Annotated in this window: 13 protein-coding genes; 5 read left to right on the top strand and 8 right to left on the bottom strand. The window is 74.0% G+C overall.

Annotation, left to right across the window (positions count from 1 at the left end; genetic code table 11):
- Positions 1–58 precede the first annotated feature (58 nt).
- From QYM41_RS08810 to QYM41_RS08825, 4 genes are all read right to left on the bottom strand, one after another.
- On the bottom strand, positions 59–1,039 hold the full coding sequence (locus QYM41_RS08810; RefSeq protein ID WP_368799372.1) for an AraC-like ligand-binding domain-containing protein: 981 nt from the start codon (positions 1,037–1,039) through the stop codon (positions 59–61).
- A 79-nt stretch (positions 1,040–1,118) separates the two neighbouring features.
- Complete coding sequence (locus QYM41_RS08815; protein WP_368799373.1) at positions 1,119–1,526, bottom strand: hypothetical protein; 408 nt, start codon at positions 1,524–1,526, stop codon at positions 1,119–1,121.
- Positions 1,527–1,744: 218 nt separating this feature from the next.
- Positions 1,745–3,370, bottom strand: a complete 1,626-nt coding sequence (locus QYM41_RS08820) for an APC family permease (protein WP_368799374.1) — start codon at positions 3,368–3,370, stop codon at positions 1,745–1,747.
- Between the two features lie 3 nt (positions 3,371–3,373).
- Positions 3,374–5,470, bottom strand: coding sequence for a primary-amine oxidase (locus QYM41_RS08825; RefSeq protein ID WP_368799375.1), 2,097 nt, complete (start codon positions 5,468–5,470; stop codon positions 3,374–3,376).
- Positions 5,471–5,674: 204 nt separating this feature from the next.
- On the opposite strand from QYM41_RS08825, the gene QYM41_RS08830 reads away from it, so the two are divergent.
- Both QYM41_RS08830 and QYM41_RS08835 read left to right on the top strand, forming a co-directional pair.
- Positions 5,675–6,538: a hypothetical protein gene (locus QYM41_RS08830; RefSeq protein WP_368799376.1), complete on the top strand. Its 864-nt coding sequence runs from the start codon at positions 5,675–5,677 to the stop codon at positions 6,536–6,538.
- A 69-nt stretch (positions 6,539–6,607) separates the two neighbouring features.
- Positions 6,608–7,783 (top strand): zinc-dependent alcohol dehydrogenase, encoded by a 1,176-nt coding sequence (locus tag QYM41_RS08835; RefSeq protein ID WP_368799377.1) that lies wholly within the window; start codon positions 6,608–6,610, stop codon positions 7,781–7,783.
- A 198-nt stretch (positions 7,784–7,981) separates the two neighbouring features.
- Here QYM41_RS08835 and QYM41_RS08840 read toward each other — a convergent pair whose 3' ends face one another.
- Positions 7,982–9,265 (bottom strand): saccharopine dehydrogenase NADP-binding domain-containing protein, encoded by a 1,284-nt coding sequence (locus tag QYM41_RS08840; protein WP_368799378.1) that lies wholly within the window; start codon positions 9,263–9,265, stop codon positions 7,982–7,984.
- 325 nt (positions 9,266–9,590) lie between these two features.
- On the opposite strand from QYM41_RS08840, the gene QYM41_RS08845 reads away from it, so the two are divergent.
- Positions 9,591–10,436, top strand: coding sequence for a TspO-related membrane protein (locus QYM41_RS08845; RefSeq protein ID WP_368799379.1), 846 nt, complete (start codon positions 9,591–9,593; stop codon positions 10,434–10,436).
- A gap of 103 nt (positions 10,437–10,539) precedes the next feature.
- Here the strand turns inward: QYM41_RS08845 and QYM41_RS08850 are convergent, their stop codons facing one another.
- Together QYM41_RS08850 and QYM41_RS08855 are read right to left on the bottom strand one after the other, a co-directional pair.
- Positions 10,540–11,433, bottom strand: coding sequence for a fructosamine kinase family protein (locus QYM41_RS08850; RefSeq protein WP_368799380.1), 894 nt, complete (start codon positions 11,431–11,433; stop codon positions 10,540–10,542).
- A 10-nt stretch (positions 11,434–11,443) separates the two neighbouring features.
- Complete coding sequence (locus QYM41_RS08855) at positions 11,444–13,516, bottom strand: glycoside hydrolase family 15 protein (protein ID WP_368799381.1); 2,073 nt, start codon at positions 13,514–13,516, stop codon at positions 11,444–11,446.
- Positions 13,517–13,606: 90 nt separating this feature from the next.
- Between QYM41_RS08855 and QYM41_RS08860 the strand changes: the two genes are divergently transcribed.
- The gene (locus QYM41_RS08860; protein ID WP_368799382.1) at positions 13,607–14,962 is read left to right on the top strand and encodes a glucose-6-phosphate dehydrogenase; all 1,356 of its coding nucleotides are present in this window, start codon (positions 13,607–13,609) and stop codon (positions 14,960–14,962) included.
- Positions 14,963–15,207: 245 nt separating this feature from the next.
- Here the strand turns inward: QYM41_RS08860 and QYM41_RS08865 are convergent, their stop codons facing one another.
- On the bottom strand, positions 15,208–16,116 hold the full coding sequence (locus tag QYM41_RS08865; protein WP_368799383.1) for a PIG-L deacetylase family protein: 909 nt from the start codon (positions 16,114–16,116) through the stop codon (positions 15,208–15,210).
- 384 nt (positions 16,117–16,500) lie between these two features.
- Here QYM41_RS08865 and QYM41_RS08870 point away from each other — a divergent pair, with 384 nt between their 5' ends.
- Complete coding sequence (locus QYM41_RS08870; protein ID WP_368799384.1) at positions 16,501–16,728, top strand: hypothetical protein; 228 nt, start codon at positions 16,501–16,503, stop codon at positions 16,726–16,728.

The raw sequence follows: 16,728 nt of genomic DNA on the forward strand, positions 1-16,728 counted from the left end.
TGCCGTGGACGGGCGCGGCGGGCCGGGCGCGGCGGGCAGCGCGGTCGGGTCGCGCAGCTCAGCCGGGCGGGTTCGCCAGCGCCCGTGCGCGGGCCGCGGACGGCGAGACGCCATAGGCGGCCTTGAACACGCGGGAGAAGTGGGCGGCGTCGGGGAAGCCCCACCGGGCGGCGATCCGCGCCACGGGGACCCCGGCGCTCATGGGGTCCTCGAGGGCGCGCCGGCACCGCTCGAGCCGGCGCGTGCGGACCCAGGTCGAGACGGTGGTGCCCTCGTCCTGGAAGATCTGGTGCAGCCGCCGCACGGAGATGTAGTGCGCCCGGGCGATCGTGGTGGGGTCGAGGTCCGGCCGGCCGAGATTGGCCTCGACCCAGTCGTGCACCCGGGCCCGCAGCCGGTCCTTCTCGTGGGCGGAGGCCGCCACCTGGTCGTCGAGCTCGAGGTTGAAGGAGGTGGTGAGCAGGTCGAGGGCGGAGTTGCCCAGCCGCTGGCCGTTCATGCCGGTCAGGGCATCCATGTGCTCGGCCATCGAGGCGAGGAAGGACGCCACCATGTTGTGCACGGCGCCCTCGGGGCCGAGCCGGCAGGCCCGGAGCTGCGCGACGGCGGCCGGCGGGAGGTCCAGGACGCGGTGGTCGAACATCAGCACCAGCAGCCGGGAGTCCTCGGGGAACTCCAGGCGGTAGGGCTCGGAGGTGTCGTAGAGGGTGAGGTCCCCGGGGCCCAGGACGCTGCGCCGGCCGTCCTGTTCGACCACGCAGCGCCCCTCCAGCTGCAGGTTCACCTTGAAGCGCCCGCCGCCGGTGTCCCCGGGCCCGGACGGGACGCGCTCGACCGCGTGCGGCGAGAACCGCAGGTGCGAGACGTGCAGGTTCCCCGCCTCCCGGCCCACGAGCCCCGCCCGGAAGGTCCGGGCGGCCGCGGTGGTGCAGTTCAGCGGCACGAAGGAGCGGGAGGTCAGGCGCGACCAGTCCCGGATGGACTCCACGAGCTCAGGGCTCGTGGCGGTCCGTCCCGGCCCGGCCGGCGTCAGCGCCATCGCTCGATCCCTCCCTGTCCTGCACGGTGCGGACCGCAGGGGTCCGCACCGTGACCGACATCACGTCTGGATCGCCATATTAGACCGCCTGGTAGGTAATTCGCTGTTTGTGTCGTCGCACCCAGCCGACGGCGAGGGTCGCCACGATGAGCTCGACCCCCACCACGAGGAGCATGCCGCCGTGGCCCGCCCCGGCGGCGGCCACCGTGGCCTCTCCCCCGTGGGCGGCGTGGGCGCCGTGCGCCCCGGGCGCTCCGGCCAGCAGCGGGAGGAGCAGCACGTGGCCGAGCGCCATCGCGAGGGCCATGCCCATGGTCATCCGCACCGGGCCGGCGGGATCGCCGGCCCGGACGAGCCCGGCCAGGCAGGACAGGCACAGCAGCGCCATGACCCCCATGAGCAGCGACCAGCCGGGGCCGTGGGCGCCGGTGAGGGCCATCTGCGCGTGCAGGGCGACGGAGGCGGTCACGCCCAGCACGAGCAGCACCCGGAGGGGGTCGACGCCGGGGCGCGCCTGCCCGGGCGCTCCGTCCGGTCGGGCCGAGGCCCCGCGGAGGCCACCGGACTGCCCGCGACGGGGTGTCGCGGTGCCCCCGGGCCGGGGTGTCGCGGTGTCCCCGGGCCGGGCCGGCGGCCGCGGCGGACGGAGCGACCGGCGCACCTCCCCGATCGTGTCCGGCATCCCGCCCGCCGGCTCCAGGACGGTCACCGTGCGTCCCCGGCCACGCCGGCCGCCTCGGACGCCCCGGACGCTTCGCGCGCCCCGGCCCCTTCGGACGACGCGGGCGCCCCACGCTCCCCCGGAGCGGCCGGCGGCGCCACGGACCCGCCGCCCTCCACGGCGCGGCCCGAGCCGACCCCGGCGAAGACCTCGGGCCGGCGGCGGCGGAGGTACTCGCCCCAGAGCAGGCCGGCGAGCCCGGCGCCCAGGATGATCGCCGGCATGACCACGGCCAGGAGGCTGGGCCCCTCGGCGCCGATGAGCACGTCGAAGTTCACCAGGACCAGGAGGAAGACCGCCCCCAGCCCCACCGCGGACAGCCCGGGGGCGATCCAGCGCACCCAGGCGGACTGCCCGCCCGGGTCCCGCCGGAAGTGCCCGATGACCGCCAGCGAGGTGATGGCCAGCAGGAAGATCAGCCCGAACGCCCCCGCGTTGACCAGCCACGTGAACAGGGTCAGCACGGGGAAGAGCGGGCCGAGCTCGGAGCCCTGCCCGGCGATCGCGAAGACCGTCACGAGCACCACGGCGAGCGCGCTCTGCGTGAGCGAGCCGGCCACCGGGGCGTGGTTGCGCCGCCCGACGGCGCCCAGCCACCGCGGGAGCACGCTCTCGCGGCCCAGCGAGAAGAAGTACCGGGCCACCGCGTTGTGGAAGGCGATGAGCGCGGCCAGCAGGCTGGTGATGAACAGGACCTGGGCGATGTCGGCGAGCAGCACCCCGCCGTGCTCGCCCAGGAACACGAACACGAGGTCCGGACCGTACTGCTGGGAGGCGGCCACGATCCCGCCCGGGCCGACGCCCACGGCCAGGGCCCACGCGGAGACGGCGTAGAACACCGAGATGATCGCCACCGCGGTGAACGTGGCCCGCGGGACGGCGCGCGCGGGGTCCTTGGCCTCCTCGCTGTAGATCGCGGCGGACTCGAAGCCCATGAACGCGGCGATGCCGAAGGACAGCACGGCGCCGATCCCGTAGGTGAAGAACTCGGAGGGCATCAGGGGCTGGGCGGTGATGCCCTCCGGCGCCACCCCCAGGGAGACCACGTCGACCACGATCACCACGAGGAACTCGAGGGTGACCAGGACCGCGATGACCTTCGCGGAGAGGTCCACCCGGCTGACCCCCAGCAGCCCCACGAGGACGAGCCCGGCGAGGGCCGCCGCCCACCACGGCACCGCGAGGCCGAGGCGCGCCTCCAGGAAGGAGGACAGGACGAAGCCGAAGATCCCGTAGAGCCCGATCTGCATCGCGTTGTAGCTGATGAGGGCGAGCCAGGAGGCCCCGATGCCCTGCCGGGCGCCGAGCCCGTCGGCCACGTAGGCGTAGAAGGCGCCGGCGTTGGTGATCCGCGAGGACATCGCCCCGTAGCCCACGGCGAACAGGGCGAGGATCACCCCGAGGACGAGGAAGCCGAGGGGCACCCCGAGCAGGCCGGTCACGGCGAAGGTGGACGGGACGCCGCCGGCGAGGACGGTGAGCGGCGCGGAGGCCGCGATGATGAGGAAGACCAGCGACGGGACGGTCAGCGTCCGGCGCTCCAGGCCCGTGCTCTCGGTGAGGTGGCCGTGCTCGGCGGCCCGGTCGCTGCGGTTCACATCGGTGCTCACGGTTCAGCCCTCGCAGCCGCAGTCGTGGGCGGGGCGGGCGCTGCCGTGGTCCCGGCCCGGGTGGACGCCGCCGTGGTCGTGGCCCGTGATGGCGTGGGCGCCCTCCGTGGCGGGCACCGGATCGGCGTGGCCCACCTCGGTGCCGCAGCACGTGCCGCCGGCGGTGGACCAGTCCGGCAGGTCCAGCGCCGGGTTGCGGTCCAGGAAGCCGTAGGGCTTGAGCCAGAAGCCGTAGTAGTCCACGGGCATCACCGGCCAGTCCTCGGTGCGCGGGATGTGGGTGGGCCCGAAGGTGTGCCACAGCACCACGTCGGTGTTCTCCAGCGGGCGGTCCTGCTGCACCCACTCGCCGAGGCCCCCGCCCGCGTGCTGATTGGGGTACACGCCCGCCGGGAAGCGCTCGTCCTCGTCGAAGGGGGTCACCCACAGGTGGTGGGTGGCGAACTGGGCCCGGTGCCACACCGAGGAGCCCTCGGCGGCCAGCAGGCGCGGGCCCGGCATGGGGATCAAGTGGTAGGCGGTGGGCTCGCCCACGTGGTTGCGGCGGTTGGGGTTGGTGACGAACCACTTGCGCCCGGTCTCGGTGTTCGCGTCCCGGACGCCCTCGGACTCGCGGGTCACGTCGGTGCGGGACCACGTGAAGGCGTTGCCGTACGGGTTGTCCTCGCCCATGGGGATGCGCACCAGGTTCTCCTCCTGCACGGAGTTCTCCATGCCGTCGACGGCGACGTCGAGACGGGCGCAGAAGATGTGCTGGTGCACCGGCGCCTGGATCCCCGGGGCGATCTCGTGGGAGTGCCGGTTCGGCTGCCCCGGCTCGCACGCGCCGGCGAAGACGATGCCGGTGGCCTTGGCCTCCACCTGGATGGAGCCGTCGAGGTAGAAGTACCAGAAGAAGCCGTACTCGTAGTTGCCGATGGTCGCGAAGTAGCTGATCACCAGCCGGCGGGAGCGGCGCACTTGCGGGGCCTCCCCGAACTCGGTGTGCTTCCAGAGCACGCCGTAGTCCTCCTCGTGCACGCACACCGCGTGCGGGATCTCCATCGGGTGGCCCTCGTCGTCGGCCACGAACGCGTCGAAGTACTTGATGACCCCCAGGCAGTCGCAGCCCAGTTTCAGGGAGTTGGCGTTCTTGCCCAGCAGGTACTCCCCGGCGTCGAAGTAGCTGATCCAGAAACGGGTGTTCGTGGTGTCCCCGTAGGGCACGACCATCTCCGGCACGGAACCGCGGTAGAGCACCGAGCGGTCCTCGGGCTGCTCCCCGGTGTCGTCGCGGAAGGTGACCTGGTTGAGCACCAGGCCCTCCTGGGCGTTGAAGCCGATGCGCAGCTTCCAGTTCTCCCAGGTGACGTGGGTGCCGTCGACCTGGAAGGACGGGCCCTCCGGCTGGACGATGTCGAGGGGCTTGAGGGTGGTCCGGGCCGGGCCCACGTGCTCGGGGGTGTAGTTGGCGTCCGCCATGGGCACGGGGACGTCGCCCTCGTCCTCGATCCGGACGACCTCCCCGGCCGTGAGGTCGATGTGCGCGATGAGCCCCTCGACGGGGTGGCCCCAGGGGTTGTCGCCCTCGAACCGGCGGTGGAAGGTCAGGGAGCGCATGACCCGCTTGCCCGTCTCGTCCTCCCGCGGGAAGAAGCCGGGCGCCAGCGGGGCCACGAAGGTGTGCGTGGTGTCCTCGATCCCCCGGCGGGCCATGGCCTCCTGCCAGCGCGGGTCGGCCATGACGATCTCGGCGGCACGGTCGTACTCCTCGAACATGTACTGCGCCTGCCCGTAGGGGTGCTCTCCCGTCCGCAGGGTCTCGACCGAGAGGACCGCACCGGCGGTCACGGAGACGAGCACCCGCCGCGTCTCGGCGGTGTCGGTGTCCAGCAGCGTGATGTCGAGCGACCGGTCGAAGTCGTCGCCGTCCGTGTGCGCCAGGACGACGGACTTCGGGGGCTCCACGGGCATCACCCGGGGGAACCGGGTGGACGGGCGCAGGAGGCCGGCCTGCTCCAGCACCGCGCGGGCGGCGGAGATCTCGGCGGCGGTCAGCATGTCGAGCGGGTGGGTGACCCCGAGCTCGGAGGGCGAGGTGGTGAGAGCGGTCTGCTGCACGGTGGTACTCCTTCGGCGGGAACGGGTGCGACCCCGGGTGGGAACACGATCAGTGTGAGCGCGGGCACAGTCCTGGGGGCGGGCTCCGGACGTTGACTGCACGCGCCGTCAACGGGCGTGCGCAGGCGGTCAAGGGAACGGGGCTCCGGGCGGCGTGGCCTACCGTGGGCCCTGGGAACGGCCGGCACGACGGAGAGGACAGCAGTGGAGCGGGAGGACAGCGCCCGGCACGCGGACCGGCGCCCGGTCGACGACGAGGAGCAGCTCGGCCTGGCGGAGGGGCTCGCACGCCGGCTCGACCGGCCGATGGGCGTGCTGGGCGTCCTGTTCCTGTTCGTGGTGCTGGGCCAGCTGCTCGCCGAGGACCCCGGGCTGGTGGCCCTGCTCAACGTGGCCGGCTGGCTGTTCTGGGCCGTGTTCGTCGGCGAGTTCCTGCTCCGGGCGTACATCGCCCGGTTCTCCGCCCGGTTCTGGAGGCGCAACTGGTGGCAGGTGCTGTTCCTGCTGCTGCCCTTCCTGCGCTTCGTCCGCGCGCTGCAGGCCGCCCGGCTGCTCCGGATCGCCCGGCTGACGCGGGCGGGGAGCGTGCTCTCGGCCGGGGTCCGCGGCTCGCGCTCGGCGGGGAAGCTGCTGTCCAGCCGGATCGGCTGGCTCGCGGCGGTCACCGGCGTCGTCGTGCTGGTCTCGAGCCAGCTGCTCTACGTCCTCGGGCACTACGAGGAGTACGGTCCGGCGCTCTCCGACGCGGCGATGTCCACCGTCACGGGCCGGGAGCTCGGGGCGCAGGGCGGCTTCCCCCGCGTGCTGGAGGTGGTGCTGGCGCTCTACTCGGTGGCCGTCTTCGCCACCCTGGCCGGCTCGGTGGGGGCGTTCTTCCTGCGGGGCGAGGCAGCGGCCGGCTCCGCGCCGGCGGACGGACCTGCGGACCGGCCCGACCCCCGGCCCGACCCCCGGCCCGTGGACGGACCCGCCGGCGGACCCGGGCCCGGACCTGCGGCCGAGCTCGGGAACGGGCCGGCGGCCGGCTCCGGGACCGGCCCCTATGCGGGCCGGGAGGGCGCCGAGTAGGCTGGGCCCGACCGAACAAATCAGCAGGCTGTCCATCCGGTTCGGAGGGCGGCCCGAGGAGGAGGATCGATGAAGGCTCTGACATGGCAGGGAAAGCGCTCGGTGAGCGTCGAGGAGGTCCCGGATCCGCAGATCCAGGAGCCCACGGACGCGATCGTCCGGATCACCTCGAGCGGCATCTGCGGCTCGGATCTGCACCTGTACGAGGTGCTGGGCCCGTTCATGGACAAGGGCGACGTCGTGGGGCACGAGCCGATGGGCATCGTCGAGGAGGTCGGCTCGGCCGTCACCCACATCAAGGCCGGGGACCGGGTGGTCATCCCCTTCAACATCTCCTGCGGGCACTGCTTCCTGTGCAACCAGGGGCTGCAGTCGCAGTGCGAGACCACTCAGGTGCGCGAGTACAACAGCGGGTGCGCCATCTACGGCTACTCCCGCATGTACGGTTCGGTGCCGGGCGGTCAGGCGGAGTACCTGCGGGTGCCGCACGCCGACTACGGGCCCATCAAGGTCCCCGAGACCGGTGAGGACGAGCGGTACCTGTACCTCTCCGACGTGGTGCCCACCGCGTGGCAGGCCGTGCAGTACGCCGCTCCCCCGGAGGGCGGCTCGCTGGCCGTGCTGGGGCTGGGCCCGATCGGCCAGATGTCGGCCCGGATCGGCCGGCACCTGGGCTACCGCGTGCTCGCGGTGGACCCCGTGGCCGAGCGCCGGGCCATGGCCGAGCGCCACGGCATCGAGACGCTGGACTCCGCGGGCGAGGTGGCCGAGCGGCTGAAGGACCTCACGGACGGCCGCGGCCCCGACGCGGTGGTGGACGCGGTGGGGATGGAGGCGCACGGCTCCCCGGTGGCGGGCATGGCCCACCAGGCGGTCGGGCTGCTGCCGTCCCCGCTGGCCCGCAAGGCCATGGAGACGGTCGGCACCGACCGGCTCGACGCCGTCTACACCGCCATCGACGCCGTCCGCCGCGGCGGCACGATCTCGCTCAGCGGCGTGTACGGCGGCACCAAGAGCCCGCTGCCGCTGCTGACGATGTTCGACAAGCAGATCCAGCTGCGCATGGGCCAGTGCAACGTCAAGCGCTGGATCGACGACCTGCTGCCGCTCGTCGACGACCCCTCCGACCCGCTGGGCGTGCTCGACCTCGCGACCCACCAGGTGCCGCTCGCGCAGGCGCCGGAGATGTACGAGAAGTTCCAGAAGAAGGAGGACGGCTGCATCAAGGTGGTGCTCAAGCCGTAGCGCCGCCCGCAGCGGGCGTGCGCCGGCCCCCGGTCCTCGTGCGGACCGGGGGCCGGCGCACGCCCGGTCCCGCCGCGGCAGGTCCCGGCCGGTCCACCGCACTGCGTGTGCCGCGCTGGACCCGCCGGGCGCCGTCCGCCAGCCTCCTCCCCCGGGCTCCTCCCCCGGGCTCCGCCCGGTGCGCTCCGCCCGCCGCGCTCAGCCGACCGTGATCCGCACCCGCGCCGGGAGCAGGGCGGCGAGATCGCCGTCCAGGGCGAGGGCGGGGGTGGACGAGCCGAGGGCGGCGTCCGGGACGCCGTGCACCGCCATGCGCAGGGCGAGCTCCGAGGTCAGCCACGGGGTGGTGCCGTAGCCGGGGTTGCCCTCCGCCTCCAGCACGGCGGGGAAGGCGCTCCCCTGGTGCGTGGTGAACGCGCCGCGGGTCGTCCACGACCAGCCGGTGTGCACGTCGCCGACCGGCCCCGTCCCGGCCTGCGGCAGGACGCGCGCCAGGGCCTCGGCGAGGCGCGTGCGCACCGGGTGCGGCAGACCGGTGGCGAGACCGGCGAGCGCCTGGACAACGGCCACCGCCTCCGCGGCGGCGAAGCGGCCGGCGCCGCGCAGCCCGCCCGAGCGGCCCACGGCCATGGCCTCGCGGAAGGCCAGGGGGTGGGTGGCGGCCCCCGGCACGGGGCTGAGGGCCTGGGTGCGGTGCACCACCGGCGGGTTGATCGCCGCGAGCGGGCTCATGGCCGCGAGCACCTGGCCGTCGGCGGTCCGGGCACGCAGGCGCAGGGGGCTGGCAGCCCGGACGGCGTCGGGGTCCGCGGCGGTCCCGCAGCCCGGCGCGGGGTCCGGCAGTCGGGCGGCGACGTCACCGGTGCGGGCGGGATCGGGGTCCCGCAGCACCTCGACGAGGCTCTGCACGGTCCCGCCCGAGACCGACTCCGAGAAGCCGGTCCCCGGCGGGGTGCGCACGGAGGTCACCAGGTCCGCGGTGCGCAGGGTCTCGCCCCGGGCAGCGGCGTGCCGGCGGGCGGCGTCGACGAGGACGTCGGCGGGCAGGGCCTCGAAGCCCGCCGTGTGCACGAGCGCGATCCCGGCGTCCCGCGCCGCCCCGTGCAGGTCACGGTCGGTGCGGTGCACGAGCTGGGACTCGCCCGTCACGTCGACGTAGTGGGTGCCCTCCGTGACGCACGCGGTGAGCACCGGGGGAGCCAGCCGCGTGTAGGGGCCCGCGAGGTCGACCAGGACGTCGAGGCGGCGGACGAACGCGCGCAGGGAGGCGGGGTCGGCGATGTCCGCGTGCAGGATCTCGGGGACGGGGAGCCCCCGTTCGGCGCACAGGGCACGCACGCGCTCGGGGTCCCGGGCACCGACGACGACGTCCGCCCCCGCCTCGGGTGCCCGCGCCAGGAGATGGGCGAGCGCCACCCGCCCGGTGATGCCGGTGGCGCCGAGCAGGCCCACGACGGGCCGGGAGTTCTGCTGGGGTTCCATCCGGCCACTCTAGGGGAACGGCCCGGCCGCCGGCCGGGCGCAAGGGGGGCCCGGTCGGTGCTTCGTCCCTGGTGGCGTTCAGCTGCGGGGCCTACCGTGGTGGTCGGGGAACCGCGTTCCCCGACCACTCCGACGACCCGCACCGCCGACCTGCACCATCCGTCCCGCACCGCCGACCTGCACCATTCGGGCCGCGCCGACGTCCCGCACCGTCCGTCCCGCACCGCCGACCCGCACCGTCCGTTCCGCGCCGACGACACGCCCCGACCTGCCGCACGCGCCCAGCCGGCACCGGGAATCCGCATCCCTCGAGAAAGGCTCCGCCGTGACCGCCTCCCCGGCCTCCCCCGCAGGCGTCCGCCGCACCGACCCGCGGCCCACCCGGGCGGACCGCGTCCGGCAGGTCGCGGTCACCGTCAGCGAGATCGCGTGCCTGCTGGGCACCCTCGTGGGGATCGGCGTCTTCGGCACCCGGGTGGAGGAGTCCGCCGGGGGCAGCCTCTCCGCGGACGCCACCCTGCTCGCACCGGCCGGTCCGGCGTTCTCGATCTGGTCGGTGATCTACCTGGGGCTGTTCGCCTACACCGTCTGGCAGTGGCTGCCCTCCCGGGCCACGGACCGCCGCGCGCGGGCCACGGGCTGGCTCGCGGCGGCCTCCATGCTCCTCAACGCCGGCTGGCTGCTGGTCACGCAGCAGGGCTGGATCTGGGCCAGCGTGGGGGTCATCGTCGCGCTGGTCCTGGTCCTGGGCCTGCTGGTGGACCGCCTGACGCGGGTCCAGGGCCGGCGCGGCCTGCTCGACCTGGTGGTGGTGGACGGCACCTTCGGCCTCTACCTGGGCTGGGTGTCCGTGGCGACGGCGGCCAATATCGCGGCCGCCCTCGTGTCCTCCGGCGTGCCGCAGGAGGGCCGGGGTGCCGAGTGGATCGGCGTCGCCGTCGTGCTCGTGCTCGCCGTGGTCGTGGCCGCGATCCAGCGGCGGGTCGGAGGCCGCTGGGCCGTGGCCGCGGCGTCCGCATGGGGGCTGTCCTGGATCGCGATCGGCCGGGCCACCGACGAGCCGCGGTCCATGCTCGTGGCCTGGGGGGCGGCCGCGGCCGCGATCCTCGTGGTGCTGGCCACGGCGCACTTCCGCCGGCGCGCCGTCCCGCTGGTGGACGAGCGGCACTGAGGGTCCCTGCCCTCCCCCGCCGCCGCCCACCCCGGCGGTACAGTGCGGCAGGTCGGCGCGGCGGGACGGCACGCCGGACGACGCAGCAGGACAGTACGGCGGATCAGCCGCGCAGCTGCCGGAGCGCCCGCACGGCCGCGTCCCCGTAGCCGCCGCCGAAGCGCACCGCGTGCACCAGCAGCGGCGGCAGCTGGTACCACGGCACCCGTGCCTGCCAGCCGGGCGCGAGCGGGTGCTCGGCGTCGTAGGCGGTCAGGCACTCCTCCCCGAAGCCGCCGAACAGCAGCATCATGCCGATGTCGACCTCGCGGTGGCCCCAATACGCCGACGGGTCGATCAGCCAGTTCCGCCCGTCCGCGTCCACGAGCCGGTTCCCGGCCCACAGGTCGCCGTGCACCAGGGTGGGCGGCTCCGGCGGCCCGGCGAGCTCCTGTGCCCGCGGGGCCAGCTCCTTGAGCAGGTCCGCTGCGCGGGGGTCGATCCGGCCGGCCCCGACCGCCTCCCGCAGGAGCGGGCGGATCCGCCGCTCGAGCAGGAACGCGGCCCAGTCCCCGGTGGGGGACAGATCGACCGCGAAGGACCCGATCCTGCCGGGCAGCGCCGGGTCCAGGCCGCCGAACGCGTCGCCCTGCGCACGGTGCAGTGCCGCGAGCCCGCGCCCGCACTCCTCCTCGGTCCCGGGCGGACGCCCGCCCGGGGCCTCGTCGATCCACTCGAGGACGATGCCGTCCTCCGTCCAGCGCACGACCTCCGGCACCCCGAGGACCTTCGGGGCGTGCTCGCGCAGGGCGTGCAGGCCGGCGACCTCCGCCGCCATCATCCCGGGGGGCGGGTCCGCCATCGTCTTCAGGAACAGCGGCCCCCGCGCCGTCTCCAGGCGGTAGGCCGAGGCGGTGTCGCCGCCGCCGAGCGGGGTGGCCCGCGCCACCCCGAGGCCGTCGGTGAGCTCGTGCGGGAGAGCGTGCGGCGGCTGCGCCGCCCGGTGACCGGTGCCCATGCCGCCGGCCCTACTCCCCGGCACCCGCGGCGTCGCCGGCCGCGGCCCCGGCGTCGGCCTCGGTCCGAGCCTGGGTCTGAGTCCGGGCCTGGGCCTGGGTCTGAGTCCGGGCCTGGGCCTGGGCCTGGGCCTGAGTCTGAGTCTGAGTCTGGGGCTGGGCCTCGGTCCGGGCCCGTGCCCGCACCACGGCGTCCACCGCGCGGATGAACCCCAGGTGGCTGAAGGCCTGCGGGAAGTTCCCGGCGAGCCGCCCGCTGACGGGGTCGTACTCCTCCGCGTAGAGGCCGAGGTCGTTGGCGTAGCCGACGAGCTGCTCCAGGAGCTCGCCGGCGTCGTCCGCCCGGCCGCTGCGGGCGTACTGCTCCACGAGCCAGAACGTGCAGATGAGGAACGGGTACTCGTCGCCCTCGAGGCCGTCCAGGCCGGAGGCGGTCCGGTAGCGGTGCACCAGCCCGTGGGAGCCCCGCAGGTCGCGCTCGATCCGCGCCACCGTGCCGAGCATCCGCGGGTCGTCGTAGGCCACGAACCCCGTGTGCGGCAGCTGCAGGAGCGAGGCGTCCACCTCGGTGTTGTCGTAGGTCTGCGTGAACGTGTTCAGCTCCGTGTCGAAGCCGTGCTCCAGGATCTCGGCGCACAGCCGGTCCCGCAGCGCCCGCCAGCGCTCCACCGGCCCGGAGAGCCCGTGCTCCTCCACGGCGCGCACGCCCTGGTCGAAGGCGGCCCACATCATGGCGCGCCCGTGCACGAAGAACGCGGAGGGCCCGCGCATCTCCCAGATCCCGTGGCCGGCCAGGTCGAAGTTGCGCTCGCAGAAGCGCAGCAGGTTCTTCTGCAGCCCCCAGGACCAGCGGTCCTCCTCCACTCCGGCGTCCCGGAGGGCGGCGAGCGCGAGCATGACCTCTCCCACGACATCCGCCTGGTACTGGCCCACGGCGCCGTTGCCGATGCGCACGGGGGTCGAGTCCTCGTATCCGCCGAGGTGCTCCAGCTCGGTCTCGGGCAGCCGGCGCTCCCCGGCCAGGCCGTACATGATCTGGATCTGGTCGGGGTCCCCGGCCACGGCCCGCAGCAGCCAGTTGCGCCAGAGCAGGGCGCCGTCGGTGAAGTCGTGGGCGACGAGCACCTCGATGGTCAGGGCGGCGTCCCGGAGCCAGGTGTAGCGGTAGTCCCAGTTGCGGCTGCCTCCGAACTCCTCGGGCAGCGAGGTGGTGGGGGCCGCGACGATCCCTCCGGTGCCGCGGTGGGTGAGGGCCCGGAGCACCAGCAGCGAGCGCAGGACCGCCTGCTCGTGGCGCTTGTGCGTGCTCACGTGGGAGGACCACTCGGTCCAGAAGGACACGGCCCGGTCCAGGGCGGCGGCGGGGTCCACGGGGGTGGGCAGCGGGTGGTGGGACTCGTGCCAGGTCAGCACCCAGTCGTGGGACTCCCCCGCCGAGAGGGGGAAGCGGCCGCCGAGCCGGCCGGCCACGGCGCCCTCCTCCTCGGTGTCCGGCTGCTCCTCGGTGTCCCGCTGCTCCTCCGGACCGCTCTCCTCGAGCGGGCCGACCCGGGGGAAGTCCTCGGGGTGCAGCATCGGACCCGTGAGGAGCAGCGCGTCCGGACCCGCGATCGAGAGGTGCCCGCAGGTGCCCTCGCCGTCGATGTCGACCCGCCGCGTCCAGGGCAGGGCGCGCCCGTAGTCGAAGCGGATCCGCAGGTCGTGCTCCACCTCGACCGTGCCCGAGACGCACTCGACCCGCCGGACGAGGTCCGCATGGTCGGGGTGGTCGTCCCGGGCGGCCACCGGGGGCAGGAAGTCGGTCACCACGACCGTGCCGGTGGGAGTGCGCCACGTGGTCTCGAGCACGAAGGTGCGGGGCAGGTAGCGGCGGGAGACGACCTCACCGTCGACGGCGGACAGCTTCCAGCGCCCGTCCTCGGGCGTGCCCAGCAGCGCCGCGAAGACGGACGGCGAGTCGAACCGGGGGAAGCACAGCCAGTCCACGCTGCCGTCCCGGGACACGAGGGGCCCGGTGTGCAGGTCGGACAGCAGCGCGTAGTCCTCCAGGGGGGTGGACGGGTGCCGGGTCGCGTCGTCGTTCATCCACCCATTGAACCAGCCGCGGCCGCCGAGGGGGCTCCGGGCCCGGGGCGGGGGAGGCACGGCGCTCCGGTGCCGGGGTACCGTGCTGACATGACGAGCATCAGGACCCTGATCATCCTCGGCGCCACCGGCGACCTCACGTCCCGTCTGCTCCTGCCGGGGCTGGGCACGCTCCTGAGCACCGAGCCGGAGCTGCGGATCGACGTGGTCGGCGTCTCGCAGGAGCCCGCGGAGGGCTGGGAGCGCGTCGTGGCGGAGGCCTTCGACGCGGTCGACGCGGCCGGACCGGCCGCCGCGCACGCGCGGGAGAGCGCCCGCTACGTTCAGTGCGACGTCACCGACGCCGGGGACCTGGAGCGCCTGCTCGACGACGTGGAGGGCCCCGCCTGCCTGTACTTCGCCCTGCCCCCGGCGGTGACCGCGCAGGCGTGCGAGGTCATGGCCGGCCTGGAGCTGCCGGAGGACCTGGTGCTGGCCCTGGAGAAGCCGATCGGCTCCGACTCGGAGACCGCCCGGGAGCTGAACCGGCTCGTGGGCCGGCTCGTCCCGGAGGAGCGGACCTTCCGGGTGGACCACTTCCTGGGCATGCCGGCGGTGCTCAACTTCGTGGGGCTGCGCTTCGCCAACCGGCTGCTGGAGCCGCTCATGAGCCGGGAGCACGTGGAGTCCGTGGAGATCGTCTTCGACGAGACCCTGGGCCTGGAGGGCCGTGCGGGGTTCTACGACGCCACGGGGGCGCTGCGGGACATGATCCAGTCCCACCTGCTGCAGGTCATGGCTCTGGTCATGATGGAACCGCCCTCCTCGTTCGACCAGGTGGAGATCCCCACGCTGACCAGCCACGTGCTGCGGGCGGCGAAGCTCTGGCAGGGCGACGTGGCGGGGGCCGCGACCCGGGGCCGCTACACCGCGGGCAGCGTGGACGGCCGGGAGCTCCCCGACTACGCGGCCGAGGAGGGGGTGGACCCGGAGCGCGGGACGGAGACGTTCGCGCAGGTGGTCCTCGAGGTCGACACGTGGCGCTGGAACGGGGTGCCGGTCACCCTGCGCTCGGGCAAGGCGGTGGGCAACCCCCGCCAGGAGATCGCCATCACGTTCCGCCGGCCGCCCCACGACTACGAGCAGCTGCCCCGGTCGGGGGACGTGGCGCCGGACGTCCTGCGCATGGGCCTCGAGGAGGAGCAGCTGAGCCTCGAGCTGAACGTGGGCGGACCCTTCGACTCCCGTGGGATGACCCGGGTGACGCTCTCGTCCGGGATGGCCCGGCCCGGGCTGACGGCCTACGGCAGCGTGCTGCGGGGCATCCTCGAGGGCGACCACACCTTCGGCGTCCGCGGGGACGCGGCGGAGCAGGGGTGGCGCATCGTCACCGAGGTCCTGGCCGCCTTCGAGGACGGCCGGGTCCCGCTCCTCGAGTACCCGGCCGGCAGCTCCGGCCCCGTCTGAGCGGGGACACCGGGCGGGGACTCCGGACGGGCCCGCTGGGCAGGGACACCGAGCGGGGACACCGGATGGGCCCGCTGAGCAGGGACACCGGGCAGGTTCCCTGAGCAGGGACACCGAGCGGGGTCTCCGAGCAGGGACACCGAGCGGGGACACCGGCCGGACCGGGACCGGCGCCCCCGCGCCGTCGTCGTCGTTCCCGTCGAGGTCTCCGTCCCGGGTCGCCGGGGAGGCCCGGCGACCCGGGGCTAGAGGTCGCCGATCGCGGAGCCGAGCAGGCGGACCGGTTCGAAGGCCTCCGCGTTGGTGTTCTTGGCCTGCGCCCCGCGGAAGGCGGCCATGCCGCGGACCCGTCCCGGGGTCATGTAGGGCTTGCCGGCCTGGTCCCGGTGGGAGAGCACGGCCTCGACCTTGACGTCCACGTAGCCGTCGATGTCCACGAACACGGACGGGTCGAAGTCGCGGGTCACCGACGGGGACTCGAAGCACAGGATCGAGTGGTGGGCCCTGGCCGCGCGCAGGGTGGCCTGGTGCACCGCGTAGTGGTCCTGGTGCTGGTCGTGGGCGGAGTGGGTGAAGATCACGTCCGGGTCGAACTCCCGGATCGCGGCCTCGATGGCCCGGACCATGTCGTTGCTGACGGTCTCGAGCTTCGTGTCCGGGAAGTCGTGCACCCGCAGGCCCGTCAGCCCCAGGAACGAGGCGCCGCGCTGGGCCTCGGCCGGGCGCAGACCCGCGTTGCCGCCGACCTCCCCGGAGCTCATCACCAGGCCGCGGACCTCGTGGCCGGTGTCCACGAGCTTGGCCAGCGTCGCCCCGCAGGCGAGCTCGAGGTCGTCCGGGTGGGCCCCCACGGCCAGCACCCTCCGGCGCTCGACCACGGTGGTGGCGGGGATCCGCCGCTCGGCGATGACGAAGCCGAAGACGCCGGTGGCGAGCAGGGTGGCCACCGCGATCGCGTCGCAGACCAGGGTCACGGGCATGATGGTGGCGCACCAGAGGTTCAGCACCAGCAGGACCGAGTAGACGACGACGATGGCCCGGCGCAGCGTCCTGGCGCCGACGATGAACCGCTTGTGGCGCGTGTAGGCGGCGTTCGACAGGACGTAGACGAGGACGACGGTGCTCAGCAGAGCACCCACGACGGATGGCAGCATGTTTCCCCCCAGAGATGATCGGCCCGGCCCGGAGGCTCCTTCGCCCCGGGTCGAGGACGCCACCGGCCCCCCGACCGGTTCGACGTCCTCCCGTCCGCGGTGGTGTCCACCGACGGAACGGGTATGGATCAGTTTGCATGAGGAAACAGCTTTTTGCATCCGCTAATGGCGGTTCGGACGACCCCACATCCGCCCACATCCGGGCGCGCAGCGCCTGCCGGCGCCGGCAGGCGTCCCCCGCTGGGGACTCCGCGCCCCCGTCCGCGGAGTCCCGTCTGCGAACTCCCTGGTTTTTTGATCAGCCTGCTTTTCTGTTTCATGGGTTCGTGTGAGACTGGGACTCCCAGCACCGCAGACGCATCAACGACCCGAAAGAGGTATCCCATGCTCAGCACCCTCCAGGAGTTCGGCATCCGCAGCGAGCACGCCTACGCGGCGGGCTTCGTGTCCATCGGTCTGTCCTTCGCCTCCTGGGCCGTCGACTTCGGCAAGACGAAGGACAAGGCCCAGGCCGACCGCTGGGGTCTGTTCGTGGGCGAGTGGGCCCCGACCTTCTTCGCCCTCGGCGTCGCCCTGAAGCTCGAGGAGACCACCGGCGGCAAGAAGAAGTAG

The organism is Kocuria oxytropis, assembly GCF_040981195.1.
GTDB lineage: Bacteria > Actinomycetota > Actinomycetes > Actinomycetales > Micrococcaceae > Kocuria > Kocuria oxytropis.